Here is a 24,768-nt window from a genome sequence, read left to right as displayed (position 1 = left end):
TCATGCTGCAGGTAGAGGAATTGAATCAGTATTACGGCGGCAGCCACATTTTGCGCGGCCTGTCGTTCGAGGCGCGCATCGGCGAGGTGACCTGCCTGCTGGGGCGCAATGGCGTGGGCAAGACCACGCTGCTGAAATGCCTGATGGGGCTGATCCCGGCGCGCAGCGGCAGCGTCCGTTGGCGGGGCGAAACCATCACCGGTAAAAAGCCGCATCAGCGTGTGCAGGCGGGTATCGCCTATGTGCCGCAGGGGCGGGAGATTTTTCCGCGCCTGACGGTGGAGGAAAATCTGCTGATGGGGCTGGCGCGTTTTTCCGGCGCCGACGCGCGCGCGGTGCCGGATCCGATCTATGAACTGTTTCCGGTGCTGCGGCAGATGAAGGATCGGCGCGGCGGCGATCTCTCCGGCGGGCAGCAACAGCAGCTGGCGATTGGCCGGGCGCTGGCCTGCCGGCCGCAGCTGTTGATCCTCGACGAACCGACGGAAGGGATCCAACCTTCGGTGATCAAGGAGATCGGCGCGGTGATCAAACAGCTGGCGGCGCGGGGCGATATGGCGATCCTGCTGGTGGAGCAGTTCTATGACTTCGCCGCCGACCTGGCGGATAGCTATCTGGTGATGTCGCGCGGCAGCATCGTGCAGCGCGGCGCCGGCAGCGCTATGGAACAGGACGGCGTCCGCGCGCTGGTGGCGATTTAACGTTGGGTCAGCTGAAAAAGGATTGGCTGAGCGGATCGCGGGAATGATGCAGCACTCTGATGATATTCACCTCCCGCCTGTGCTGTCGAAAATAAATCAGGTGGTTGGCGACGGGCAATACCCATAGGCCGGGGCCGATTGCATCGATGTTTCTGCCGAGTTGGTGGTGGCTAAGGTTATCGAAAGCCTGATGCAGGCGGCGCAGATAATCTTCGGCCACCTGCAAGCCAAAGTGCGCCAACCCGTAAAAATAGATCTCTTCCATATCGTCCAACGCTTTTGGACGAACGGTTACTCTCCTGCGCATCCTTTTGCTTTGCTCCGTATTCTTTCCATGAACACATCACGATCCCATTCGACGGCTTCGCCGCTGTTCTCTCCTTCGGCGATCAAGCGCCTAAGCTCTTCCAGTTTTGAGGCGGCGGTACGTTCGCGCAAAGTGCGCACGGATTCGCGGATGACTTCGCTGGGCGTTCGGTAATCGCCGCTGGCCACCAGGTCTTCGACGAAGCTACGCAGTTCGTCACCCAGATCTACCGTTAGTGTTCTGCCCATTGTTCCTCCTCACTTTCGGCTATGCTGCGTCATTGTAAGATTAGTTCTTACATTGTGCACGTCAAACTATCAGGATCTCAATAGCGGTCCCGTCATGAGGACGGGAGCCACCCGTTTATTCATTAAGGATAACCATGAACGAAATCACTGTGTCACGCCTCGGTTGCATCGTCCTGTCTCTGTTTCCGGCTCTGTGGGGGCTGTTCAGCCTGTTGAACAATACGGCGGATTTCGCCGGCACCGCGCGCAATGCAGTGGGGCCGCTGCTTGCCATGCAGGATACTTATCAAACGCCGGGGCTGATGTGGCGCGCGATCCGCGCCGACTGGGCCTGCATGTTGGGGTTGGCGGTCATCACCACGCTGGAAACGCTGGCCGGCCTATTCGCGGCCGCGGGCGTGGTGCTGATGATCGGGCGATTGAAAGGCCCTTACGCCGCCTTCGCCAAGGGCAAAGCCTGGGCGATGCTGGGGGCGCTTTGCGCAATTGCGGTGTGGGGCGTCGGTTTTATGGTGGTCGCCGGCGACTGGTTTATGGCCTGGCAGGCCAAGAAGGATCCGCTGGCGGTGCAGCTGGGGGCGCTGATCTACCTGGCGCCCAATGCGTTTGCCTTGCTGTTCCTGATGCTGCAGCGGGAGCCGCGCTAAACGACGGCGGAGCGGGGCGCGGTTACAGCGCCTTGCTCATATACCAGATGCCTATCGAGCCCTGGGCGCTGGTGTAGCAGGTCTCGCCACAAATGCTCAATCCCTGGCGCTGATAAAAGCGTTGGGCGCCGGTGTTGCGTTGCAGCACCTCCAGCCACAGCGTCTTTTGCCGGCGCTCGATGGCCCGCTGTTGCACCTGTTCGAACAGGCGCTGGCCATAGCCATTGCCGGCATGGCCCGGCAGGAAATAGATTTTCTGCAGCTCTGCGCCACGGGTTTGCGTTGGCGCCAGCAGGCTGTCGACGTTGAGCCGCGCATAGCCGACGAGGGCGTCATTCTCATAGGCCAACAGACAGCACACGTCGGGATCGCGCAGCGTCTGTTCCAGCGCGGAGACGGAAAAATCCTCGGCCAAAAAGGCCTCCAGCTCGTGCGGGTAGTGCCACAGCTCACCGAAGTGGGCGCGGTAGGTGCGGATGCCGATATCGCGCACCAGGGTTAAATCTTCCAGCAATGCCTGACGAACGGTGAACATCAGTGCCCCTTTGAGTAAGAAAAATTACAGCCGTTGTTCCAGATGCCGGTGAGGCACCATCGCCTGATGCAGAATGGCGAGAACGGTGATGCCGGCAGGGCGGTTGCGGTAGTAGATCCTATGGCTGGCGTAAGGAAAACTGCGTATCTCTTCGCCCAGATCGTGGAAGTGAGCTTTACCCGCTTCCGGCATATCTGCCAAATGATGCATGACCTCTCTCAACTGCTCAAGATAGCGGCGAGATTGCGCTTGGCCCCAGTGCTCGATGGTGAAATGACGAATAGCCAGCAGATCTTGTTGGGCCTGCGGGGTGAGGCGAAACGCGGGCATCTCAGTCTGTTTCATCGGTGAGCAGACGGTTGAAGAAGGCATCGCCGTCTACCGCCTTACCGGCGTCTTCCTCGGCGGTAGCCTGCGCGATTTTTTGCTGCAGTGCGCTTAATTTGAGATCTTCCAGCGCCTGGTAATCTTCTACAGACATGACGACGGCGACCGGTTTGCCGTTGCGATTGATTTGCACCGGTTCACGCTGCGCCTTGAGCAGCAAATCGCCGAATTGGGTTTTGGCCTCGTTCGCGGTGAGTGCGTACATTTAATCGCTCCAGTTAATTAAATCGTTCGATTTAACCATTATACGGCGCGATGAAAAAATCACCAATGCTATTCCGGCGGGCAGGTTTCGTTGGACAGATGCCGCGGCGTTTCACGGCGAAAACCCAGGCCGATGATGCGGCCGAACAGGCGCGGCAGCCAGCGGCTGTTGCCGACGCGGGCGATCAAGCGCGAGCCGCCCGCCGCGCGGCGTTCGCCCGGCTTGCGCTGGCTCATTTTGATCTGCAAAAACTGGATGGCGCGAGTGGGGAGTTCGCGCCGGCGCTGCACGCTCAGCAGATGCTTCAGCTGCAGCCGATGCTGGCGCAGCGGCGGGATCAGGGCGTTGGCGGCGGCCACCGCGTCCTGAATCGCCAGGTTGACGCCCACGCCGCCGATCGGCGACATGGCGTGCGCGGCGTCGCCGATGCACAGCACCCCCGGTTTGGCCCAGCGATCCAGACGATCGATGCGAATGCTCAGCAGTTTGACCTGATCCCACTCGACGATCTCCTGCAGGCGATCGTCCTGGAATGGCGTCACCTCGGCGAGGTGCAGTAAAAATTTCTCCAGCCCGCTGTGGCGGATCGCATCGAAGCTGCCTTTGTCGATCGAATAACCGCACTGCCAGTAGTCGCCGCGATCGATCATGATGAAGTTCTGTTTCGGCCCGGTGTGGCCCATCGACCAGGCCGGATCGCCCGGCTGCTTGCTGAGCTTCATCCACACTACGTCGCGCGGCGCGCCGAAGGATCGGCTGCTGAGCGCCGCCTGTTCGCGCACCACCGAGTTGCGGCCGTCGGTGCCGATCACCAACTGGCTGCGCACGCGGATCGGGCCTTCCGGCGTGTCGGCCAGCACGCCGCACACATGGCCGCGGTCGTACAGCAGCTGGTGAACCTGCGTTGAGGTCAGCAGCCTGAAGTTGGGGAAGGCGGCGGCCTGCTGGGCCAAAAAGTTGAGGAACTCCCACTGCGGCATAAAGGCGATAAATTTGCAGCGCGTCGGCAGGCGGGTGAAATCCGCCAGCTTGATGTCGCGCCCGGCGACTTCGGCGTGCAGAGACTCCGCACGCTGGTGCGGCAACGTCAGCAGTTCGTCGAGCAGGCCCAGTTGGTGCATGACTTCCAGCGTCGATGGGTGAATGGTGTCACCGCGAAAATCGCGCAGGAAGTCGGCGTGCTTCTCCAGCACCGTCACGTCGATCCCCGCCCGCGCCAGCAGATAGCCGAGCATCAGCCCGGCGGGGCCGCCCCCCACGATGCAGCAGGTGGTGGCGTAAGGTGTGATTGGTGATGACGACATGACGGTTGACCCCGGAGAGCGGCCCGCATCCCGCGAGCCGCAAATGAATGTTTAATGTTGATAATGATTATCAATATCAAGTTTGGCTGTCAACCCGCGGCGCAGTGTGGTCAAAGGGGGCAGACAGATGGCCGACGCGGAACAGTTGGCCGTTTTGCGGCCCTGCCTGCGGGGGTTCACGCCAGACATCCAGCCGCACTAACCGCCACTCGGCGGGATCGAACGCCACGATGGAGGCTAGCGCACCGGGCGCCACCTGCTGTTGGCGCCGCAGCGCAGGCAGATCGCTGTAGGGGGCGATAACCTGCTCCTGACAGGTCGCCCAGGCGGCCTCGGCCAAATGAGGGCGATCGAAATGCGTCAGCCAGTGATTGACGCGCGGCCAAACGTCGCCAGTACCTGAATCAACATGCACAGGGTAGGCGGCAGCTCGCTTTTTAATCATTAAAGGCAGGGGGTGGCCAGCACCAGCAGATAATTCTTTATAGAATTTTGATAATTTCTGGCTCAGTGCGGAGGGGGGAATGTAAGAACATTTATAAAATATGTCAGATGACCGTATGTTGATTTATGTAGGTTATAAGGAGAACATTGAGATGCATCGAACTTATTAACGTACTACAATAAGATTGTAGCTTATTCTAACGCTAAGCCCCCACAAAAGGAGTTGATATGAAAAGATTTAAGACGAAGTCCTTATTGTTAAGCGTACCTGCATTGTTATTATTAGGCTGCTCAAGTTACAAAGAAAAAGATCAGCTAAAGTATGTAGTTGGGCAGGATAGTTTTACCCTAAGTCATAAATGTGTCGCCACAGCAAAGTTACAAGATAATAAAAAGACTAATCAAACCGGTGTGATTATAAATTTGAGTGACAATGACCAGTGTAAGAAAAAGTTAAACAATTTGATAAACAGCAACGAGGGTAAGGATGTTTCCGTTTATTTTAACGAAACACCAGTAACATCTCCTGTAAGAATTCATTCTAAAATAGATGTTGGCAACGGATATTATCAGTCTGTCACCAACAAAGAACTCGCTATCGACATACTCAGTGCTTACGACCAATAAGGTATAGAATAGCAACCTTATTTATAATAAGGTTGCTTTATGATATCAAGCTAAATTAGTATAAACGTGAACACCTTGTCCCGTCCCGCTAATGCTCTTAAATTTGATTTTATCTTGCCCAGCGCCTCGACAGGCAATTTGAAACGATGCAGGGCCAATAACCGTCACTGTTTTAGGGCCGTTTGGCGCATACCAAATAAATGCCACAAAGGGACCTTCAAGTTGAGAGATAGACTCAAAGTAAACAGTGTATGCTATATCACCAATATGACTTTCAAGATTAACCCAGGGTCCAAAGGCACCTGGCGGTGCCCAGACGTTTTGAGAAATCATAATACCTCCAATTAATTAATGTTCATGTGAGTGCTGTTGCCATTGTTTGTCATTAGATACATCTATAATTGAAACATCGGCACCTTCAAAAGCCTTGAAGAAATAGTCTAGTGCTTGTTCTTTTGTTGCAACAATATCTGACTGGCAACTAATTTCGGTGCCATTCTCATTTTTATAAGAAAAGAGAATGCGTTGTGTTAAAACTGAATTTTCGTTTTCCATAGTACCTCCTGCCTTTAATAGAGGAACTGAATTTAAGATAAATAACTATTGTTATCACCTTATATAGACCTTGTCAGAGATGGCACAACCTGAGCATTACAGGTCGACTCAGAAAGTGTAGTAAAACTTATAAATTAGGTCAGCATAGCATTCTTGATGATTAAGAAGGTCAATCGACTTTTTGGGGTTTCTAACCATGAAACGTAGCGTGACCTATCCGCGGCTGGCGTGAACTAACGATACATAATGTATGAAAATGCCAGTTTCGATGTGTTTTTTAACCTAAAAACCATTTTTCAGGCACATTTATCCAATGCTGACAGCTGCAGTCATCTTTTTTCTCCATCAGATGGCGCTTGTCTGACAACCGGTTGGTGGCATGCACGCCTCGCAGTGGCGCTGCCTTCGCTGCGCTGTGCGTACAAATAGGCTTTGACGATCAGCTGCGGGCAGGCGTCGAGCCGATGGCCGACATCGGCGATGCGGCGGCGGACGATCGCCATGTCGTAATCGGCGGGCAGGGTGAAACGGTATTGCATCGCGAGCATAAGGATTCTCCGGAAAGACATTGACCCGGAGAGCGTGACACGCCATCTTTATCAGTAAAATCGGTATTATTTTGATTGATGGTTCAAAAAATCAGGACGGTCAGCATGGGGCGAATAACGTTCGATCTCGAGGATTTGCGCAGCTTCGTCACCGGCGTCGAGCTGGGCAGCTTCGCCAAGGCGGCTGAACGGCTGGGGCGTTCGACGTCGGCGGTCAGCGCCCACCTGAAAAAGCTGGAACAGCAGGTCGGCGCGCCGATCCTGCGCAAGGCTGGGCGCGGCATGGTGATGACCGAGGCGGGGGAAACCCTGCTCGGCTACGCGCGCCGTCTGCTGGAGCTCAATGACGAAGCCGCCGCCGCGGTGCGCGGGTTGGATCTGCAGGGCACGGTGCGGCTGGGGTTGCAGGAGGATTTCGGCGAGACGTTTCTGCCGCAGGTGTTGGGCAGCTTCGCGCGCGCCAATCCGAAGGTGCGCATCGAGGCGCGCATCGCCCGCAATGCCGAGCTGATCGACTGGGTGCTGAAAGGCCAGCTGGATCTGTCGCTGGCGTGGGATGGCGGTTTGAGCACGCCGTTTCATCAGGCGCTGGGGCAGCGGCAGCTGCACTGGATCGCCTCGCCCGGCTTCGCGCTGGCGCCGTGGCGAGAAGGGGATGAGCCCTTGCCGTTGGTGATGTTCGACGCGCCCTGTCTGATGCGCAGCGCGGCGACGCAGGCGCTGGATCGCGCCGGTATTCCCTGGCGCATCGCCTTTACCAGCCGCAGCCTGAATGGCGTTTGGGCGGCGGTGAGCGCCGGGTTGGGCGTCACGGTGCGCACGGCGGCGGGCTTACCGCCCGGCCTGTCACCGCTGGCCCCCGATCTGCTGCCCGCTCTTGGCCAACTCGGCGTGGTGCTGCACCGCGCCGAGGATCAGCCTTCGGCCGCCGTGCAGCGGCTGGCGCAGATCGTGGTCGAGCGGATCGAAACCTAATCTTGGGCGATTGGCTGCTTGCCGCTCAGCTGGCCCCATTCGCTCCAGGCACCGTCATACAGCTTGACCTGCGGCGCGCCGAGCGACAACAAGCCAAACGCCAGCACCGCCGCCGTCACGCCGGAGCCGCAGCTGGTGATGATCGGGCCGTTGATGTCCACCCCCTTGTCGCTGAAGGTTTGGCGCAGTGCCTCCAGCGATTTGAAACGGCCGTTCTCCAGCAGCTCGCCGTACGGAATGTTGATGCTGCCCGGAATGTGGCCGCGGTGCAGGCCGGGACGCGGCTCCGGCGCTTCGGCATGGAAACGCGGCGCGGCGCGCGCGTCGAGAATTTGCACCGGCGTGCCTAGCGCCTGTTCCACTTGCCGCATATCCACCACCGCGTCGGCGTTGAACCGGGCGTTGAACGTCTGCGGGGCAGGCTGCGCCGGGCCGGTTGCCAGCGCTTGCCCCAGCGCGGTCCAGCCGTTCAGCCCTTCGTCCAGTACGTAAACATGCTCGGCGCCGAAATTGCGGAAGGTCCACCAGCCGCGCGGTGCGGAGAACTGGTTGCCCTCGTCGTAAATCACCAGGGTATCGCGCTCGCTGATGCCCAGTTTGCCCACCGCCGCGCCAAACTCCGCCGCCGTCGGCAGCATGTGCGGCAGCGCGGTGTTTTTGTCCGCCACGTCGTCGATATCAAAATAGACCGCGCCGGGGATATGGCCGCGTTCGAACTCGGCAAGCATGTCCTTTTTCGGCGTTAGCCCCACCGGCGACATCCGAACGTCGATCACCACCAGATTTTCATCGTTGATATGTTGCGCAAGCCATTGGGGAGTCACCAGAAACGGAGAGTTCATCGTTATTGTTCGCCTGTTGTGAAAACGGATTTTCACTATACACCAGGCCGCGCGGGGATGAAGTATGATGTTCGGTCAAAGGCGATGGGCCGGGAGCGGAGAAATCATGACGGACGAGGCGTTTGGCGGGGCCAAGATCGCGCTGCTGTGCGACGATCGCTTGCTGGTTTACCAACGGGACGACAAGCCGGGCATTCCATGGCCCGGTCAATGGGATCTGCCTGGCGGCGGGCGGGAAAACGGCGAAACGCCGCTGCAGTGCGTGCAGCGGGAAACGCAGGAAGAGTTCGGCGTGACGATCGCGGAATGTCAGGTTGTCTGGCGGCGGCGCTACGATGGCGTTCTGCCCGGCTCCCCGCCGACCTGGTTTATGGCCGGCGAGATCGCCCCGGCGCAGATCGCCGCCATTCGCTTTGGCGACGAAGGCCAGCGCTGGCGGATGATGCCGGTGGCGCAGTTTATTGAGCATCCGCAGGGCATCGAGCATCTGCGCCGCCGGGTGGCGGCGTATTGGCGGCGGCGCGGTTGATGACGGTATTTCAGCGCGTCGCCAGTTGATTGATCTGCGGCGGCTCCAGGATGCGCAAGGCGGTTTCCCGGCGCGCCACCGCCAGCATCGCCAGCCCGATTCGTTCGGTGCTGCTCACCTGCGAGGGAAACAGCCGCAATGCGCCGAGCCACAGCGGTTTGAACAGCCGATAAATCAGATCGTATGTACGGACTTTGGAGCGAATGCCGTGCAGTGGCACAATGGCGCCGGGGCGGAACATCACCGCGTGGAACGGCAGCGCCAGCAGCGCGTTTTCGGTGGCGCCCTTGACCCTGGCCCACATGCTGCGGCCGCGTTCGCTGCTGTCGGTGCCGACGCCGGAAACGTAGAGGAAGACCATCGTCGGATTCAGCCTCGCCAGCGGGCGGGCGGCGGCCAGCGTCAGATCGTAAGTCACCGCGCGATACTCGGCTTCGCTCAGGCCGGCGGACGAAATCCCCAGGCAGAAGAAACAGGCGTCGTAGCCGGCGAGCTGCGGCTCCAGCGCCGACAGATCACGCAGATCGGGCACAGAAAGCTGGCGCAGTTTGGCGTGGCTCTGCGCCAACGGGCGCCGGCCGATGCTGAGCACTTCGCTGACCCGCGGATCGCGCAGGCATTCTCGCAGCGCGCCCTGGCCCACCATGCCGCTGGCGCCGAAGATAATCACTTTCATGCTCTGTCCTCCCGATGGTCGGCTGCACGCTGAGTGCGCCAGCGGCTGGGCGTCAGCGCTTCCCACTGAATAAAGGCGCGGCTGAACGAGTTCAGCTCTTCGAATCCCAGCACAAAGGCGATTTCGCCCGGCTCGAGATCGGTATCCGCCAACAAGCGGCAGGCGGTACGATGGCGAGTTTTGTCCAGCAGCTGCTGGTAGCTGTAGCCGTGCCGTTGCAGACGGCGCTGCAGCGTGCGCGGGCTGAGATAGAGCTCCGCGGCCACGCTGTTGACGCTGGGGCGCTGGCCGCGCATGCTGCGGCCGAGGATCGCCATCACCTGCATCGGTAAGTTTTGCTCGGCGCACACCTCGGCCAACTCGGCCTCCAGCTCCGGCAGCAGCTGCGCCAACATGTCCTGGTCGTGGGTGATGAGCGGCTGCTGCATCAGCGCACGGTCAAATACCAGCACGTCCAACGGCGCGTCGAATCGCACCGGGCAGCCGAAGTGGCGCAGCAGCGGTGAGTGGGGATCGCGACGGCGGGTCACCTCAAGCGCCTTGGGCTGCAGCGGTAAACCGGTGCCACGGCGGCACAGGGTGGTGATAGAGGCGAACATGGTGTCTATCAGCAATTCCGGCGTATGGTCCTCGATCATCGTCCAACGCGTATGCAGCCGAACGCTGTCGCCATCTTCCTCCAGCATCAGTTCTTCCGGGCACACCAACCGTTTGTAGCGTGCGACTTTACGCAGCGCTTCGCCCATCGTGGCGGAATGCAGTGCGGCGACTGACGCGATATCGTAATGCTCCGGCGCGACGTCGCCGCCCAGCCGCAGACCAAAGGCGGGATCGTCGCTCAGTTGGGCGAGGGCGCGCCAGACGGCGAAGAACTGGTGGGTGGTCAACCGCACTTTTACGCGCCGCTCGCTGAGCAGCCCGGCGGGCAAACCGGCTAACTGACCGACCCGTTCGAGATCGACGCCTTGCGCCGCGAGGCGCACCGCCAACGCGTTGGAAACCGGAATTTGATCGCTGCTCATGGTTGTTGCCTGCCAGTGATAAGAGAAGGCCTTACTCTAAAACAGCCTGTCCGTGCGCCGATAATCCGATCGCGTCAAGATTTAATCTGATTGCGCCAAACTGCCGTCCGGCATCAGTGCCTGGATGGTGGCGCCGACCCGTTGTACCGCCTGTTCGATCTCCGTCGTCAGCGTCGGCGCATAGTTGATGCGCAGACAGTTGCGGTACTTGCCGGCGGCGGAAAAAATGCTGCCGACGGCGATTTGTACGCCTTGCTGCTCGAGATGGCGGTTTAGCCGCAGGGTATCGAACGCCTCGTCCAATTCGATCCACAGCATAAAACCGCCGCGCGGCCGGCTGACGCGGGTGCCGACCGGGAAGTGTTTCAGGATCAGATCGGTCATGCGATCGCGGTTCTGCTGGTAGCGGGCGCGCATGCGCCGCAGGTGCTGCAGATAGTGCCCGCTGCGGATAAATTCGGCGATCGCCAGCTGCGGCTGGGTGGCGGTGGCGCCGGAGCCGATGAACTTCATGTGTAGCACCCGCTCCAGATAGCGGCCGGGCGCGATCCAGCCCACGCGCAGCCCCGGCGCCAGCGTTTTGGAAAACGAGCTACACAGCAGCACGCGGCCGTCGTCGTCGAACGACTTGATGGTGCGCGGCCGCGGGTAGTGATAGGCGATGTCGCCGTAAACGTCATCCTCGATGATCGCCGCATCGTGGCGTTGCGCCAGCGTCAGCAGCCGCTGTTTATGGGCGTCGGGCATGATGTAGCCCAGCGGGTTGTTGCAGTTGGGCGTCAGCAGAATGGCCTTGATCGGCCACTGTTCAAGGGCCATCTCCAGCGCGGCCAGGCTGACGCCGGTGAGCGGATCGGTGGGGATTTCCAGCGCTTTGATGCCCAATCCCTTCAGCGTTTGCATGGTGCCGTGGAAGCAGGGGGAATCGACCGCCACGATGTCGCCGGGTTGGCAAACGGCGCGCAGCCCGGCGGAGATCGCTTCCTGGCAACCGGTGGTGATCAGCAACTGATCGGCACCGATATGGCAGCCGGAATCCAGCAGCAGACGAGCGACCTGTTCACGCAGCGCGGTCACGCCCTGAATGCTGTCGTAATAAAGGCTGCGCAGGTCGCCGTGGCGGGCGGCGTTGCGCAGGGCGACAATCAGCGGTTTCATCGTCGGCTCGGCGACGTCCGGCATGCCGCGCCCCAGTTGGATCAGGCCTTCGCGCGGCCGGCTGCGCACCAGCTCCAGCACCTGCTCCCATTGCGAAATGTCCACCGGCCGCTGCACCGGCGCCGTCATAGCGGGCAGCTCGGCCTGCGCGCGCCGCGTATGCACGAAGTAGCCCGACTTCGGCCGCGCTTCCACCAGGCGCTGTTCCTCGAGCAGCCGGTAGGCTTGCTGCACCGTGCTGATGCTGACGCCGTGCTCCTGGCTCAATGCGCGCACCGAAGGCAGGCGATGGCCGGCCGGATACAACCCTTGCTGAATGCGTTGGCTGAGAATGGCGGCCAGCGTGGCGTAGCGTGTCATACAGAGGCCTCTCATCGGCGGTAAGAATTAAAAAACCGGTACAGATGCTTTCAAAGTAAACCATTCAGTGGGTTTTTTGGTGCAGCTGTATGAAAAAAATAGCGCCAGCGTGAATCTGTATTGTTTTTCTCTCGGCGAGCATGATGACTGCAACGCGAAAACATCAGGGAGAATAACAAGATGGCTCTGTTTACTGGCGCGCCGCGGCGGCGCTCATTCGGTGGGTCACGCTGGCGTCTGTATCTGCAACGCTACAGGACGCGAAAAGAATTATTATTGCTGGACGATGCGCGGCTGATCGATATTGGTTTGTCGCGTGCAGAAGCGCTGCGTGAAGGATGTAAACCTTTCTGGAAAGAATAGATAAGAGGAAAACCGATGCTGAGAGTCTTGGGCAAGGCTTCATCAATCAACGTGCGCAAAGTGTTATGGACCTGTCAGGAGCTGGGGCTGACGCTGGAACGGGAAGACTGGGGCAGCGGCTTTCGCTCCACGCAGGAGCCGGCGTTTCTGGCGCTGAATCCCAACGGCCTGGTGCCGGTGCTGATTGACGGCGAGCGGGTGCTGTGGGAGTCGAACACCATTTGCCGCTATCTGGTGGGGCGGGAAGGGCGCCGCGATCTGCTGCCGCAGGAACCCGGCGCGCGCGCGGCGGTGGAGATGTGGATGGACTGGCAGGCCACCGATCTGAACGGCGCCTGGCGCTATGTGTTCATGTCGCGCGTGCGCGGGCATGCGGATTACCAGGATGCCGCCAGCCTGGCCGCCGCCGAACGCGAGTGGAATCGGCTGATGGGGCTGCTGGACAGGCGTTTGGCGCAGCACGGCCCTTATGCCGCCGGCGCCACCTTCACGCTGGCGGACGTGGTGCTGGGGCTGTCGCTGAACCGCTGGCTGATGACGCCGTTCGAGCGGCCGAATTATGCGGCGCTGGCGGCCTATCAGCAGCGCCTGCTGCAACGCCCTGGCTACGTGCAACACGGTGCCAACGGTTTGCCGTAATATGAAATAAATGGTTCATTTTATCCCGTCCGGATACGACCAGCCGCGTCCGGGCTTTCCTCATTGCATCATCCCGTCAACGTTTCATGAACGGCATCACGAATATGAACTTTATTTTCCCGCGTGCTTGTTATTGAAATTTATATTCCATATAAACCCGTTATCAATCGGCGCGTTTCATTGAGCCGCGCCTGGTTCTACACAGAATTTCGGTCACGGGAGAAAATGATGAAACAGGTACGCGTTGGGTTAATCGGCACCGGCTATATCGGGCGTTGTCACGCTATCGCCTATGCGCAGGCCCCCACGGTCTTTCCCCTTAAAGGGGATCTGGTGCTGGAGATGCTGGCGGAGGTGACGCCCGAGCTGGCGGCGCAGCGCGCGGCCGAGTTCGGCTTTGCGCGTTCGACCGGCGACTGGCGGCAGCTGGTGGCCGATCCGGCGATCGACGTGGTAGACATCTGCGCCCCTAATTTCTTGCACAAAGAGATGGCGCTGGCGGCGATCCGCCACGGCAAGCACGTATATTCGGAAAAACCGCTGGCGCTGGACGCCGCCGACGCGGCGGAGATGGTGCAGGCCGCCCGCGCCAAGGGCGTGAAAACGCTGGTCGGTTTCAACTACATGAAGAACCCGACCAGCCAGCTGGCGCGCGAGATCATCGCCAACGGCGAAATCGGCGAGGTGGTGCATTTTTACGGCACCCACAATGAGGATTACCTGGCCGACCCGCGCACGCCGATCGACTGGCACTGCCGCCGCGCCAGCGCCGGACTGGGCGCGTTGGGGGATCTGGCGGCGCATATCGTCAATATGGCGCACTACCTGGTGGGCGATATCGTGGCGGTCTCTGGCGATATGCAGACCGTGATCAAGCAGCGCCCGGACCCGCAAGACCCGGCGCGCCTGCTGCCGGTGGAAAACGAAGATCAGGCCAGTGCACTGCTGCGTTTCGCCGGCGGGGCGATGGGCACGATCGAAACGTCGCGCATCGCCTGCGGGCGCAAGATGGGGCTGACCTATGTGGTCACCGGCACTAAAGGCACGCTGAGCTATACCCAGGAACGGATGGCGGAGCTGAAGCTGTATCGGCACGATGAACCGGTGGAGCGGCAGGGGTTCAAGACGCTGCTGGTGGGGCCGAAGCACCCGGACTATGCGGCGTTTTGCATCAGCGCCGGGCACGGCATCGGTTTTAACGATCAGAAGACGGTGGAGATCCGCGATCTGGTCAACGGCATCGCCGCGGGCGATCGCATGTGGCCGGACTTTGAAGAAGGCTGGAAGGTGTCTTGCGTGCTGGATGCGATAGCCGCCTCCGCCGAGCAGCGGCGCTGGCTGGAGATCAACCGCGATTGACAATAAAATGGCGCTCTCCGCGGACAGCGCCATTAATTTGCTACTTTACTAACTTAGTATCTTATTAAGCTAGTTACGTAATAAGTTGCTGGGCTGGCAACTTAGAACGAGAAGCACGAACAGCCGAACGCGCCCCAGAAGGCATTCTCGTCCGACACCGGGATGCTGGAGCGGCGCGCAATGTCATGCTGATGCGCGTGTACACCGCACGGGCCGCAGCATTGGTGCGCCTGGCTCACGACCCCGACGCGAGCTGCCGCCGACGGCGGCGCGGAGCGGTAGTGGCCCGGCACTTGGGTGACCGGTGACCACTCCGGCAGCACCGGCAGCGGCGGTGGCGCCAGCGGCGAGAAGCTGCCAGCGGCGTAGACCACTTTGCCATCCACCATCGTCATCACCGACTCGATGCCTTTGATCTGCTCTTCCGGCACGCTGAAATAGTCCTGCGACAGCACCGCCATATCCGCCAACTGACCGACCTTGATCTGGCCTTTCTTGCCCTGTTCGGTGGAGAACCAGGCGCTCCCTTGCGTCCACAGCATCAGCGCCGTTTCGCGATCCAGCCGGGCGCTGTCGTCGTACATCGCCATGCCGCCGACGGTGCGGCCGGAGACCAGCCAGTACAGCGCCGTCCACGGGTTGTAGCTGGCGACGCGGGTGGCGTCGGTGCCCAGCCCGACCGGCAGCTCAGCCGCCAGCATTTTCGCTACCGGCGGCGTATGTTTGGTGGCTTCGATGCCGTAGCGATCGGCGAAATATTCGCCCTGGAACGCCATGCGATGCTGCACCGCAATGCCGCCGCCCAGCGCCTTGACCCGTTCGATATTGCGTTCGGTAATGGTTTCGGCGTGGTCGAATAGCCAGTGCAGCCCGTTGAACGGAATGTCGCGGTTCACCTTCTCGAACACGTCCAGCATGCGGCTGATGGACTCGTCATAGGTGGCGTGCAGGCGGAACGGCCAGCGGTGCTCGACCAAATGGCGCACCACCCGCTCCAGCTCGTCTTCGGTGCCCGGCGGCAGATCCGGGCGCGGCTGCAGGAAGTCTTCGAAGTCGGCGGCGGAAAACACTAGCATCTCGCCGGCGCCGTTGTGGCGATAGAAATCGGTGCCCTGGCCTGGCTTGAGCATATCAGTCCACAGCTCGAAGTCTTCCAGTTCCTGCTTCGGCCGCTGGGTGAACAGGTTATAGGCGATACGGATGGTCAGCTGCTTTTTCTCGTGCAGCTCGGCGATCACCTGATAATCCTCCGGGTAGTTCTGGAAACCGCCGCCGGCGTCGATGGCGCTGGTGAGGCCGAGGCGGTTCAGCTCACGCATGAACTGGCGGGTGGAGTTGACCTGCTGTTCCAGCGGCAGCTTCGGCCCTTTCGCCAGCGTGGCGTACAGGATCATGGCGTTGGGTTTGGCGATCAGCATGCCGGTCGGGTTGCCGTTGGCGTCGCGCTGGATCTCGCCGCCCGGTGGGTTCGGCGTGTCTTTGGTGTAGCCGACTACCTTCAGCGCCGCGCGGTTGAGCAGCGCGCGATCGTAGAGATGCAGAATAAATACCGGCGTGTCCGGCGCCGCCTGGTTGATTTCGTCCAGTGTCGGCATGCGGCGTTCGGCAAACTGGAATTCGGTCCAGCCGCCGACCACCCGCACCCATTGCGGGCTCGGCGTGCGCAGCGCCTGCTCTTTCAACATGCGCAGCGCGTCGGCCAGCGAAGGCACGCCTTCCCAGCGCAGCTCCAGGTTGTAGTTCAGGCCGCCGCGGATCAGGTGCAGGTGCGAGTCGTTCAGGCCCGGAATGGCGGTGTGGCCGTGCAGATCGATCACCTGGGTTTCCGGCCCGGCGTGCTGCATGACTTCGCCTTCGCTGCCGACCGCCAGAAACTTGCCGTCGCGGATGGCGACCGCCTGTGCGGTAGGATTTTGGCGATCGACGGTGTGAAACTTGCCGTTGGTGATGATCAATGAAGCGTGGTGGTTCATAACATTCTCCCGGCGAACCGCCTAGCGGCGGGTCAGCCATTGATGAAAAACGCGAGTCACGATGGGCATCCACAGGTACACCACCAGGGCGACCACGGTGGCGTCATTGAGAAAATGGCCGAGCAGCGTGCCGTTCAACTGCGGCAGCGCCAGCCCCCAAAACCATGGCACCAGATTGGTGGAAGGGAAGATCACCAGCAGGGTGATGATGAACTGCTTCCACTGGGGCGGCTGGCGCACGTTGGGGTTGGGTGGGGTAAACCAGAACTCCGCGCCGGGGCGGATCTCGATATGGTCGTTCTCCAGCAACAACGGAGTGACTTCTTCGATGTATTGCTTGCGCAGCGGCGAGTTGAGCCAGCGGTAGAGATTGTCGACATTGTCGAAGCGGACCAGCACCGTATAGGCCTGTTCGCTGTCGGATGGGCGGATGACGTTGACGCCCAGATGGCCGGTGAAGCCCGCGGCGTCCGGCATGATGCGGTTCAGCCAGGCCTCATAGGCCTGCTCGTTCCCCGGCGCCAAACGGTGGGTGATCACCAGCGTGACATGCTGCGGATGGGCCATAAAACCGACTCCTGAAAATACCCCGGCGCGGGGCCGGGGCAGGGGGAATTATTTCACCGTGCGGGCCGGTGCGTGGTGCACCATAGTGTAAGCGTAGTCGACGCCCATGCCGTACGCGCCGCTGTGTTCGCGCACCAGCGCCATCACCGCGTCGTAGGTGTCTTTGCGTGCCCAGTCGCGTTGGTACTCCAGCAGCACCTGTTGCCAGGTCACCGGTACGGCGCCGGCCTGCACCATGCGATCGATCGAGCGTTCGTGCGCATCGACGGAGGTGCCGCCGGAGGTGTCGGTCACCACATACACTTCATAGCCGGCTTCCAGCGCCATCAGCGCTGGGAAGGTCAAGCAAACTTCGGTCCACAGCGCGGAGATCACCAGCTTTTTGCGGCCGGTGGCTTCCACGGCTTTAACGAAGGCCGCGTCTTCCCAGGAGTTCATCGAGGTACGTTCAATCGGGGTGATTTCAGGGTGTACCGCCAGCAGTTCCGGCCAGATATAGCCGCTGAAGCTTTCGGTTTCGACCGAGGTGAAAAGGGTGGGGACGTTGAAAATTTTGCCTGCCTTCGCCAAACCAACAACGTTGTTTTTCAGTTGCTGACGATCAATATTAGCCACGCCGAAGGCCATTTGTGGTTGATGATCGATAAAAATCAGTGCGGAGTTGTCTTTATCAAGCAGTTGAAACTTGGACATAATTTACCTTCCCAGTGATATTTCGGTTGAACATCTGATGAGTGTAACGCCGATAAAACCCATGGTAGGCAGAGGGCGATTTCAAAGATACCGCAGAATTTTTGCCGACTTGTTGAGTTTTTTTATACACGGGAGAAAGCATGAGATTAAACCTGGAAGCGCTGCTGATTTTGGACGCGCTGGACCGGCACGGATCTTTCGCCGCCGCGGCCGCCGCACTGTTTAAAACCCCTTCGGCACTGAGCTATATGGTGCAAAAGCTCGAGAACGATCTTGACATCACCCTGCTCGATCGCTCCGGCCATCGGGCGAAGTTCACCGATACCGGCAAGCTGATGCTGGAAAAAGGGCGGGTGTTGCTGCGCGCGGCGCAGGATCTGGAACAGCAGGCGCGCTACGTGGAGAACGGCTGGGAAAGCGAGATCACGCTCGGGATCGACGCCTCCTTCCCGTTTGCCCGCCTGTTGCCGCTGATCGACGAGTTCTATCGGCAGCATCACCATACCCGGCTGCGCTTCAGCCACGAGGTGCTGGCCGGTTCCTGGGAGTCGCTGGTTTACGGCTGCGCCGACATTATCATCGGTGCCATTTGCGAGCCGCCGTCGCGGGTGGGCTATGCGTTCAGCCGCCTGGGGCAGCTGGATTACGTGTTCGCCGTCGCGCCGCAGCATCCGCTGGCGGCGCTGCCGGAACCGTTGCCGAAGGATGAGATCCGTCAGCACCGGGCGGTGGTGGTGCGCGATACCTCGCGCGTCAACGCGCCGCAGAGCCTGAACCTGCTGGAAGAACAGGATACGCTGACGGTCTTCGGCTTTGACGCCAAACTGCAGGCGCAGTTGGCCGGGCTGGGCTGTGGCTATCTGCCGCGCTCTCTGGCGGAACCTTACCTGAACAGCGGCGAACTGGTGGCGAAACGCGTTGAATCTGAGCGCTGCAGCGACGCTGCCTATTTCGGCTGGCGTGAAAGCGCCAGCGGCCTGGCGGCCAAGTGGTGGCGCGAGCGCCTGCAGCGTTACGCGGATGACGGTGAGGCTTACCCAGCGGCGCAGTAAGGGCGCTCGATAAAGATTAATCCCCAATAAGGACATCGGGAATGAAAAAGACACTAGGCCTGTTGGCGCTGTTACTGTTGAGCGGCTGCGGCGCGGGCGCCGGGCGTCAGGCCGGCACCCCCTTGCCGTCGCCGCAGGCCGAGGCGCAGACTGCGATGCCGCTCAGCTATCCGGTGCGGGTGCATAACGCGGTGAGCCGCGAGCTGCGTTTGCCGGAACACGCGCGCGGCCAACGCTGCACCATCAGCATACGGCTGCAGCCGGACGGCAAGCTGGTGAGCAGCAAGATCGTGAGGGGCGATGCGCCCCTGTGTGCGGCGGCCAGCGCGGCGGTGCAGCACGCGCAGTTTCCGCCGATGGCCAACGCCACCGAGTACGCGCTGTTCAACGCCGTGGTGCTCGATTTCGTTCCCTGAAGGGATGTGACCGACGGGCCGCCTGCGCGGCCCGTTTTTTCTCGTTTCGCCGTTTGCGTATTCACGCTTTTCCGCCAATAGTGTTCTCCGGGCATGCACCCAGACAATTTTTCATTGGCCGGCCAACGGGAGCAAAAGACATGAAAGGCGAGCATCATTATCAGGTCTCGGTGACCTGGCAGGGGAATCTGGGCGCAGGCACGGAAGATTATCGCGCTTATGGACGCGATCACCTGATCGGCGCCGTGGGCAAGGCAGATATCGCCGGCTCAGCCGATCCGGCCTTCCGCGGTGACGCGACGCGCTGGAATCCGGAGGATTTGCTGGTGGCATCGCTCAGCGCTTGCCACAAATTATGGTATCTGCATCTGTGCGCCACCTCGGGGATTTCGGTGCTGGCCTATCAGGACGATGCCGTGGGCGTGATGTGCGAAGACGCCGCGCGCGGCGGCTTTTTCACCTCGGTGACGCTGCGGCCGCAGGTCACGGTGCGCGATGGCGACGATCTGCAGCTGGCGCAACAGCTTCACGAGAAGGCGCATCACCTGTGCTTTATCGCCAACTCGGTGAATTTCCCGGTGGCGTGTGAGCCGCATGCCGCGTACGCAACCCGCTGAATTTTAACTTAGCTTTGCCATTTTCGTTATTTTGAACGCCGCAACGGCTCACGGATACTGAGAGAAAATCTCTTACCGCGAGCCGCAGCATGTCCCACGCCCACTATTTGCACCCCGAACAGCGCGAACGAATCAGGCAGCTTTATCGGCGCCGGCATTGGCGGCTGGAGCTGCCCACCTGGGGGATCATGGCGGCGGTGTACGGCGGCTGGTTCGGCGTGGCGTATTCTTGGCAGGCGCTGGGCCCGTGGCTTGGCGCACCGCTGCTGATCCTCCTGACCACCTGGTACCTGTCGTTGCAACACGAGCTGATCCACGGCCACCCGACGCGCTGGCCGCGCGTCAATCAGCTGTTCGGCCTGTTGCCGCTGGCGGTGTGGTATCCCTATGGGCTGTATCGCGATTCGCATCTGCGCCACCACCGCAACGACCACCTGACCGATCCGCACGAAGATCCCGAAAGCTATTACTTCAGCGCCGCGCAGTGGCGGCGTTATCCCCGCCTGTTGCCGCTGTTGGCCGCCGTGCGCAATACGCTGATCGGCCGGGTGCTCCTCGGCCCGGCGCTGGATATCGCCGCGACCCTGGCCGGGGCGGTGAAAGCGCTCGCCGGAGGGGAGCGGCGCGCCTGGGCGAGGTGGTTGGTGCACCTGTCGCTGTTGGCGGTGCTGCTGCACTGGCTGCAGATGCAGGGTATCGGCACGGCGTTTTACCTGTTGGCCATCAGCTACCCGGCGCTGGCGCTGACCAAGGTGAGATCGTTTTTTGAGCATCGCGCCGTGGACGCACCGCAGGCACGTTCTATTATTAATGAGGCGGGCTGGCCGTGGCGGCTGTTGTTTCTCAATTTGAACTACCATTTAGTGCATCACGATCTGCCCGGCCTGCCCTGGTATGGTTTACGCGACGTCTATCTGGCGGAGCGCGAGGCGTATCAGCGGCGCAGTCAGGGATTTGTCACGCAAGGCTACGGCGAGTGGCTGCGCGATTACGCCCTGACGCCGATCGACGTTGGCGTGCATCCGTTGCACGCCGATGAACCGCAGGGGGAAGGCGATGCCCTGCCGACGGAAAAATTTATTGCGCGCTGGAAGCGCGTTTCTCAGGATTTTCCAACCTAACTGGCCCATGAGCCGGAAAACATATAACCAGAGGAAAAGTATGGCAATCACCTTATCACGCGGACGTTCCTTTGCCGTCGCGCTGGCCCTGCTGGCCACCGGCGGCCTGGCGCAGGCGGCCGACTCGGTGCGCGTCGGCTCCAAGATCGATACCGAAGGTTCGCTGCTCGGCAACATCATCGTGCAGGTGCTGGAAGCCAACGGCATCAAGACCACCAACAAGCTGCAGCTCGGCACCACCAAGGTGCTGCGCGGCGCCATCACCTCCGGTGAGATCGACATCTACCCGGAGTACACCGGCAACGGCGCGTTTTTCTTCTCCGATGAGAAAGATCCGGCGTGGAAGAACGCCCAGGCCGGCTTCGAGAAAGTGAAACAGCTCGACTACGACAAAAACAAAATCGTCTGGCTGGACGCGGCGCCGGCCAACAACACCTGGACCATCGCTATTCGCCAGGACGTGGCGGAGGCCAATCATCTGAAAACGCTGTCGGATCTCGGCAAGTGGATCAACGGTGGCGGCAAGTTCAAGCTGGCGGCCTCGGCGGAATTTATCGAACGGCCGGATGCGCTGCCGGCGTTCCAGAGTGCCTACGGTTTCAAACTGAATCAGGATCAGCTGCTGTCCCTGGCCGGCGGTGATACGGCGGTGACCATCAAGGCGGCGGCGGAGCAGACCTCCGGCGTCAACGCGGCGATGGCCTACGGCACCGATGGCCCGGTAGCGGCGCTGGGGTTGCAGACCTTGGCGGACCCGAAAGGCGTACAGCCGATCTACGCGCCGGCGCCGATCGTGCGCGAAGCGGCGCTGAAAGCGCACGCCAATCTACCTGAGCTGCTGAAGCCGGTGTTCGCCTCGCTGGACGGGCCGACGCTGCAAAAACTCAACGCCCAGATCGCCGTGGAAGGCCAGGACGCCAAACAGGTGGCGGCCGCTTACCTGAAAGAGAAAGGGTTTGTTAAGGGATAATGCCGAGGTGCCCCCTCTGCCGTCGGGAGAGGGGGTTAACCGAGGGAGCCGGAGCGTTTCTTTGACTATCGCCGTAAAACATCGCGTCTTGTTGACGCTGTTCATGCTGTTGCTGCTGGCCGCGTTCGGCCTGCCGTTCCTCAGTTATGCCCCCAATCGCCTGTTGTCGGGCAAAAGCCTCTCCTTGTTCTCCCTGCTGCACGGCCCGGCGCTGTGGCTGCTGTTGCCGCTGGCGGCATTGGCGAGCCTCAGCCTGTTGCCGCCGACGCGGGGGCGGGCGCTGCTGGCGGCGCTGGCCGCCTGCGGGGTGTTGACGCTGGCCTTCTGGATCAGTGGGCAGGCCGCCGAACGCCTGGCGCAGGAGGGGTCGCGCCTGGCGCGCACCTCTTGGGGCAGCGGCTGCTGGCTGACGATGGCGCTGAGCCTGCTGATCGCGGCCGACGCCATGGCGCGCCTCACCGCGTCGCACCTGTGGCGCATGCTGGGCAACGCGCTGGTGCTGGTGCCGCCGGCGCTGCTGCTGTTCGGGCATCAGCTCGATCAGCTGTCGCTGCTGAAGGAGTACCACAATCGTCAGGAGGTGTTTGACGCCGCGCTGTTGCAGCACCTGACCATTCTGCTGGCGACGATGGCCCCGGCGCTGGCGATCGGCGTGCCGCTCGGGGTGCTGTGTTTTCGCTCCGAGCGCTGGCAGAGGCCGATTTTTTCCGCGCTGAACATTATCCAGACCGTGCCTTCCATCGCGCTGTTCGGCCTGCTGATTGCGCCGCTGGCGGGGCTGGCGGCGGCGGTGCCCTGGCTGGCGGAGCACGGCGTCAGCGGCATCGGCATGGCGCCGGCGATCGTGGCGCTGGTGCTGTACGCGCTGTTGCCGCTGGTGCGCAGCGTGGTGGCGGGGCTGCAGAGCGTGCCGGCCGGGGTGATCGAATCCGCCACCGGCATGGGGTTGACGCGCGGGCAGATTTTCCTGCGCGTGCAGCTGCCGTTGGCGTTGCCGCTGTTCCTGACCGGCGTGCGCATCCTGGCGGTGCAAACCGTCGGCATGGCGGTGGTAGCGGCGCTGATTGGCGCCGGCGGCTTTGGCGCCATCGTGTTCCAGGGGCTGCTCAGCAGCGCGCTGGATCTGGTTTTGCTGGGGGTGATCCCGGTGGTCATGATGGCGGTCATCGTCGATTCGCTGTTTAAATTTTGGGTTTCAATCCTGGACGTATCGCGCCGATGATTCACTTTGAGCAAGTCAGCAAAATTTTTCAGGGCAAGCCGGCGGTCGACGATCTCACGCTGCACATCGCCGAGGGCGAATTCACCGTGTTGATTGGCACCTCGGGTTCTGGCAAGTCCACGACGTTAAAAATGATCAATCGCCTGATCGAACACGATCGGGGCAAGATCCTCTTTGCCGGCGAAGAGATCCAGTCGTTCAAACCGCAGGATCTGCGGCGACGCATGGGCTATGCGATCCAGTCGATCGGCCTGTTCCCGCACTGGACGGTGGAGGAGAACATCGCCACCGTGCCGCAACTGCTGAAATGGCCGCGTGCGCGCATCCGCGATCGGGTTACCGAGTTGCTGGAGCTGTTGCATCTGGAGCCGGATCTGTTTCGCCGTCGCTACCCGCACCAGCTTTCCGGCGGGCAGCAGCAGCGGGTCGGAGTGGCGCGCGCGCTCGCCGCCGATCCCGAGGTGTTGTTGATGGACGAACCGTTCGGCGCGTTGGATCCGGTCACCCGCGCGGCGCTGCAGGCGGAGATCGCCCGTATTCATCAGATCTCGGGCCGCACCATTGTGCTGGTGACGCACGACATCGACGAGGCGTTGAGCCTGGCGGATCGCCTGGTGCTGCTCGATCAGGGGCGGGTGGTGCAACAGGGCACGCCGCTGACGCTGTTGACCGCCCCGGCCAACGATTTCGTGCGCGATTTCTTCGGGCGCAGCGATCGCGGCATCAAGCTGCTGTCGCTGGGTACGGTGGCGGAGCGGGTGCGGCCCGGCGTCGCTGGGGGCGAGCCGATCGCCGCCGCCATGAGCCTACGCGAGGCGCTGTCGGTGTTCGTGGCGCGCGGCAGCGACTGCCTGCCGGTGGTGGATGAACGGGGCGAAGCGTTGGGGGTGTTGCATTTCAACGATCTGATCGCCGGGCAGGCGCTGTCATGAGCGGGCGCATCGGGCGCCTGCTGCGCGATCCGCTGCCCTGGACGCTGGCGCTGCTGTTGGCACTGGTGTTCGACATGGATCATCTGCGCGGCCTGTTCGCCGCCTGGTTCCCTGATTTGGAGCGGCCCATTTATCAGCAGGACAGCTTTATCGCGCTGGTGGGGGCGCACCTGTCGCTGGTGGCGATCTCCAGCCTGATCGCGGTGGTAATCGGCGTGGCGGCGGGCGTCGCTGTGACCCGACGCAGCGGCCGGGAGTTTCGTTCGCTGGTGGAAACGGTAGTGGCGGTGGGGCAGACCTTCCCGCCGGTGGCGGTGCTGGCGGTAGCGGTACCGGTGATGGGCTTCAGCGAGCAGCCGGCGATCATTGCGTTGGTGCTGTACGGCCTGCTGCCGATCCTGCAGGGCACGCTGGCGGGCATCGAATCGGTACCGCCCGCCACGCGCGAGATCGCCCGCGGCGTGGGGATGAGCGCCTGGCAAATTCTGTGGCGGGTTGAACTGCCGCTGGCGGCGCCGGTGATTGTCGCCGGGATCCGCACGTCGGTGATCATTAACATCGGTACGGCGGCCATCGCTTCCACCGTCGGCACCAAGACGCTCGGCTCGCCGATCATCATCGGCCTGAGCGGGTTTAACACCGCCTATGTGATCCAGGGCGCGGCGGTCGTGGCGTTGTTGGCTATTATCACCGATATGCTGTTCGAACGTTGGGTGCGTTATCTCACCGCCTGGCGCCAGCAGACGCTGGCGACCACTCCGGCGGGGTAAGGGG

The 24,768-nt window shown here is 61.2% G+C and carries 31 protein-coding genes and 2 pseudogenes; 16 read left to right on the top strand and 17 right to left on the bottom strand.

The annotated features are described in order from the left end of the window. Positions 1–2 precede the first annotated feature (2 nt). On the top strand, positions 3–701 hold the full coding sequence (gene urtE / locus BVU99_RS21195; RefSeq protein ID WP_046686646.1) for an urea ABC transporter ATP-binding subunit UrtE: 699 nt from the start codon (positions 3–5) through the stop codon (positions 699–701). Between the two features lie 7 nt (positions 702–708). On the opposite strand, the gene BVU99_RS21190 is transcribed toward urtE, so the two are convergent. Beyond that, positions 709–1,008: a type II toxin-antitoxin system RelE/ParE family toxin gene (locus tag BVU99_RS21190; protein ID WP_049295232.1), complete on the bottom strand. Its 300-nt coding sequence runs from the start codon at positions 1,006–1,008 to the stop codon at positions 709–711. Beyond that, entirely contained in the window at positions 993–1,256 is a 264-nt protein-coding gene (locus BVU99_RS21185) for a type II toxin-antitoxin system ParD family antitoxin (protein ID WP_004939442.1), read from the bottom strand. Before BVU99_RS21185 ends, BVU99_RS21190 begins: the two co-directional genes overlap by 16 nt. Positions 1,257–1,390: 134 nt before the next feature. On the opposite strand from BVU99_RS21185, the gene BVU99_RS21180 reads away from it, so the two are divergent. Beyond that, positions 1,391–1,903, top strand: a complete 513-nt coding sequence (locus BVU99_RS21180; RefSeq protein WP_004939438.1) for a DUF2165 family protein — start codon at positions 1,391–1,393, stop codon at positions 1,901–1,903. 22 nt (positions 1,904–1,925) lie between these two features. On the opposite strand, the gene BVU99_RS21175 is transcribed toward BVU99_RS21180, so the two are convergent. From BVU99_RS21175 to BVU99_RS21155, 5 genes and pseudogenes are all read right to left on the bottom strand, one after another. Continuing rightward, entirely contained in the window at positions 1,926–2,438 is a 513-nt protein-coding gene (locus BVU99_RS21175) for a GNAT family N-acetyltransferase (RefSeq protein ID WP_099816749.1), read from the bottom strand. Positions 2,439–2,462: 24 nt separating this feature from the next. Further along, a complete protein-coding gene (locus BVU99_RS21170; protein WP_049203897.1) occupies positions 2,463–2,810 on the bottom strand; it encodes a type II toxin-antitoxin system RelE/ParE family toxin in 348 nt (115 codons plus the stop codon). Next, entirely contained in the window at positions 2,770–3,030 is a 261-nt protein-coding gene (locus BVU99_RS21165; protein ID WP_016928576.1) for a type II toxin-antitoxin system Phd/YefM family antitoxin, read from the bottom strand. Before BVU99_RS21165 ends, BVU99_RS21170 begins: the two co-directional genes overlap by 41 nt. Positions 3,031–3,098: 68 nt before the next feature. Then, positions 3,099–4,334, bottom strand: coding sequence for an FAD-dependent oxidoreductase (locus BVU99_RS21160; RefSeq protein WP_099816750.1), 1,236 nt, complete (start codon positions 4,332–4,334; stop codon positions 3,099–3,101). Positions 4,335–4,410: 76 nt separating this feature from the next. Further along, positions 4,411–4,719, bottom strand: a pseudogene (locus tag BVU99_RS21155) (DUF4865 family protein); the annotation flags it as partial. Positions 4,720–5,006: 287 nt separating this feature from the next. On the opposite strand from BVU99_RS21155, the gene BVU99_RS21150 reads away from it, so the two are divergent. Continuing rightward, positions 5,007–5,405, top strand: coding sequence for a hypothetical protein (locus BVU99_RS21150; protein WP_049203899.1), 399 nt, complete (start codon positions 5,007–5,009; stop codon positions 5,403–5,405). A gap of 45 nt (positions 5,406–5,450) precedes the next feature. Here BVU99_RS21150 and BVU99_RS21145 read toward each other — a convergent pair whose 3' ends face one another. From BVU99_RS21145 to BVU99_RS21140, 3 genes and pseudogenes are all read right to left on the bottom strand, one after another. Beyond that, complete coding sequence (locus BVU99_RS21145) at positions 5,451–5,738, bottom strand: colicin Z C-terminal domain-related protein (RefSeq protein ID WP_072269807.1); 288 nt, start codon at positions 5,736–5,738, stop codon at positions 5,451–5,453. Between the two features lie 15 nt (positions 5,739–5,753). Next, positions 5,754–5,960 (bottom strand): hypothetical protein, encoded by a 207-nt coding sequence (locus BVU99_RS25040; RefSeq protein WP_072269808.1) that lies wholly within the window; start codon positions 5,958–5,960, stop codon positions 5,754–5,756. A gap of 398 nt (positions 5,961–6,358) precedes the next feature. Then, positions 6,359–6,508, bottom strand: a pseudogene (locus BVU99_RS21140) (DUF4865 family protein); the annotation flags it as partial. Between the two features lie 105 nt (positions 6,509–6,613). On the opposite strand from BVU99_RS21140, the gene BVU99_RS21135 reads away from it, so the two are divergent. Then, the gene (locus tag BVU99_RS21135; protein WP_025302028.1) at positions 6,614–7,483 is read left to right on the top strand and encodes a LysR substrate-binding domain-containing protein; all 870 of its coding nucleotides are present in this window, start codon (positions 6,614–6,616) and stop codon (positions 7,481–7,483) included. On the opposite strand, the gene sseA is transcribed toward BVU99_RS21135, so the two are convergent. Further along, complete coding sequence (gene sseA / locus BVU99_RS21130) at positions 7,480–8,325, bottom strand: 3-mercaptopyruvate sulfurtransferase (RefSeq protein ID WP_043136964.1); 846 nt, start codon at positions 8,323–8,325, stop codon at positions 7,480–7,482. The genes BVU99_RS21135 and sseA overlap by 4 nt on opposite strands. Positions 8,326–8,431: 106 nt before the next feature. Between sseA and BVU99_RS21125 the strand changes: the two genes are divergently transcribed. Next, positions 8,432–8,854: an NUDIX hydrolase gene (locus tag BVU99_RS21125; protein WP_049203903.1), complete on the top strand. Its 423-nt coding sequence runs from the start codon at positions 8,432–8,434 to the stop codon at positions 8,852–8,854. A gap of 10 nt (positions 8,855–8,864) precedes the next feature. Here BVU99_RS21125 and BVU99_RS21120 read toward each other — a convergent pair whose 3' ends face one another. From BVU99_RS21120 to BVU99_RS21110, 3 genes are all read right to left on the bottom strand, one after another. After that, on the bottom strand, positions 8,865–9,530 hold the full coding sequence (locus BVU99_RS21120) for an epimerase (RefSeq protein ID WP_043136971.1): 666 nt from the start codon (positions 9,528–9,530) through the stop codon (positions 8,865–8,867). Continuing rightward, positions 9,527–10,552: an AraC family transcriptional regulator gene (locus BVU99_RS21115; protein ID WP_099816751.1), complete on the bottom strand. Its 1,026-nt coding sequence runs from the start codon at positions 10,550–10,552 to the stop codon at positions 9,527–9,529. The genes BVU99_RS21120 and BVU99_RS21115 overlap by 4 nt, the downstream gene beginning before the upstream one ends. 81 nt (positions 10,553–10,633) lie before the next feature. Then, positions 10,634–12,070 (bottom strand): PLP-dependent aminotransferase family protein, encoded by a 1,437-nt coding sequence (locus BVU99_RS21110; RefSeq protein ID WP_099816752.1) that lies wholly within the window; start codon positions 12,068–12,070, stop codon positions 10,634–10,636. A 180-nt stretch (positions 12,071–12,250) separates the two neighbouring features. Between BVU99_RS21110 and BVU99_RS21105 the strand changes: the two genes are divergently transcribed. The 3 genes from BVU99_RS21105 to BVU99_RS21095 all read left to right on the top strand — a co-directional run bounded on the left by BVU99_RS21105 (position 12,251) and on the right by BVU99_RS21095 (position 14,431). Beyond that, a complete protein-coding gene (locus tag BVU99_RS21105) occupies positions 12,251–12,433 on the top strand; it encodes a DUF1127 domain-containing protein (protein WP_016928567.1) in 183 nt (60 codons plus the stop codon). A 15-nt stretch (positions 12,434–12,448) separates the two neighbouring features. Then, on the top strand, positions 12,449–13,072 hold the full coding sequence (locus BVU99_RS21100; protein ID WP_099816753.1) for a glutathione S-transferase: 624 nt from the start codon (positions 12,449–12,451) through the stop codon (positions 13,070–13,072). 228 nt (positions 13,073–13,300) lie between these two features. After that, the gene (locus BVU99_RS21095; RefSeq protein WP_099816754.1) at positions 13,301–14,431 is read left to right on the top strand and encodes a Gfo/Idh/MocA family oxidoreductase; all 1,131 of its coding nucleotides are present in this window, start codon (positions 13,301–13,303) and stop codon (positions 14,429–14,431) included. A 101-nt stretch (positions 14,432–14,532) separates the two neighbouring features. On the opposite strand, the gene BVU99_RS21090 is transcribed toward BVU99_RS21095, so the two are convergent. The 3 genes from BVU99_RS21090 to BVU99_RS21080 are packed head-to-tail and all read right to left on the bottom strand — an operon-like array spanning position 14,533 to position 17,664. Continuing rightward, entirely contained in the window at positions 14,533–16,404 is a 1,872-nt protein-coding gene (locus tag BVU99_RS21090) for an amidohydrolase (protein ID WP_099816755.1), read from the bottom strand. Positions 16,405–16,425: 21 nt separating this feature from the next. Further along, positions 16,426–16,971 (bottom strand): antibiotic biosynthesis monooxygenase, encoded by a 546-nt coding sequence (locus BVU99_RS21085; RefSeq protein ID WP_099816756.1) that lies wholly within the window; start codon positions 16,969–16,971, stop codon positions 16,426–16,428. A 48-nt stretch (positions 16,972–17,019) separates the two neighbouring features. Beyond that, positions 17,020–17,664, bottom strand: a complete 645-nt coding sequence (locus BVU99_RS21080; RefSeq protein WP_004939390.1) for an isochorismatase family protein — start codon at positions 17,662–17,664, stop codon at positions 17,020–17,022. A gap of 140 nt (positions 17,665–17,804) precedes the next feature. Here BVU99_RS21080 and BVU99_RS21075 point away from each other — a divergent pair, with 140 nt between their 5' ends. The 8 genes from BVU99_RS21075 to BVU99_RS21040 all read left to right on the top strand — a co-directional run bounded on the left by BVU99_RS21075 (position 17,805) and on the right by BVU99_RS21040 (position 24,764). Continuing rightward, on the top strand, positions 17,805–18,716 hold the full coding sequence (locus tag BVU99_RS21075; RefSeq protein WP_025302038.1) for a LysR substrate-binding domain-containing protein: 912 nt from the start codon (positions 17,805–17,807) through the stop codon (positions 18,714–18,716). 41 nt (positions 18,717–18,757) lie between these two features. Further along, positions 18,758–19,132, top strand: coding sequence for a cell envelope integrity TolA C-terminal domain-containing protein (locus BVU99_RS21070; RefSeq protein ID WP_099816757.1), 375 nt, complete (start codon positions 18,758–18,760; stop codon positions 19,130–19,132). Positions 19,133–19,272: 140 nt separating this feature from the next. Continuing rightward, entirely contained in the window at positions 19,273–19,749 is a 477-nt protein-coding gene (locus BVU99_RS21065; RefSeq protein ID WP_099816758.1) for an OsmC family protein, read from the top strand. A gap of 89 nt (positions 19,750–19,838) precedes the next feature. Beyond that, on the top strand, positions 19,839–20,870 hold the full coding sequence (locus BVU99_RS21060) for a fatty acid desaturase (RefSeq protein WP_099816759.1): 1,032 nt from the start codon (positions 19,839–19,841) through the stop codon (positions 20,868–20,870). Between the two features lie 40 nt (positions 20,871–20,910). After that, on the top strand, positions 20,911–21,840 hold the full coding sequence (locus BVU99_RS21055) for an ABC transporter substrate-binding protein (protein WP_025302041.1): 930 nt from the start codon (positions 20,911–20,913) through the stop codon (positions 21,838–21,840). Between the two features lie 61 nt (positions 21,841–21,901). Then, positions 21,902–23,062 carry an ABC transporter permease gene (locus tag BVU99_RS21050; protein WP_099816760.1) on the top strand — a complete coding sequence of 387 codons (1,161 nt, stop codon included), beginning with the start codon at positions 21,902–21,904 and terminating at the stop codon, positions 23,060–23,062. Next, positions 23,059–23,994 (top strand): ABC transporter ATP-binding protein, encoded by a 936-nt coding sequence (locus BVU99_RS21045; protein WP_049208912.1) that lies wholly within the window; start codon positions 23,059–23,061, stop codon positions 23,992–23,994. The genes BVU99_RS21050 and BVU99_RS21045 overlap by 4 nt, the downstream gene beginning before the upstream one ends. After that, positions 23,991–24,764 (top strand): ABC transporter permease, encoded by a 774-nt coding sequence (locus BVU99_RS21040; protein WP_043137004.1) that lies wholly within the window; start codon positions 23,991–23,993, stop codon positions 24,762–24,764. The genes BVU99_RS21045 and BVU99_RS21040 overlap by 4 nt, the downstream gene beginning before the upstream one ends. Positions 24,765–24,768 lie beyond the last annotated feature (4 nt).

The sequence above is a fragment of the Serratia sp. OLAL2 genome, from assembly GCF_002752475.1.
Taxonomy (GTDB): Bacteria; Pseudomonadota; Gammaproteobacteria; order Enterobacterales; family Enterobacteriaceae; genus Serratia; species Serratia bockelmannii.
Note: the sequence above shows the minus strand (reverse complement) of the source record. Positions and strands in the feature narration are given on the sequence as shown.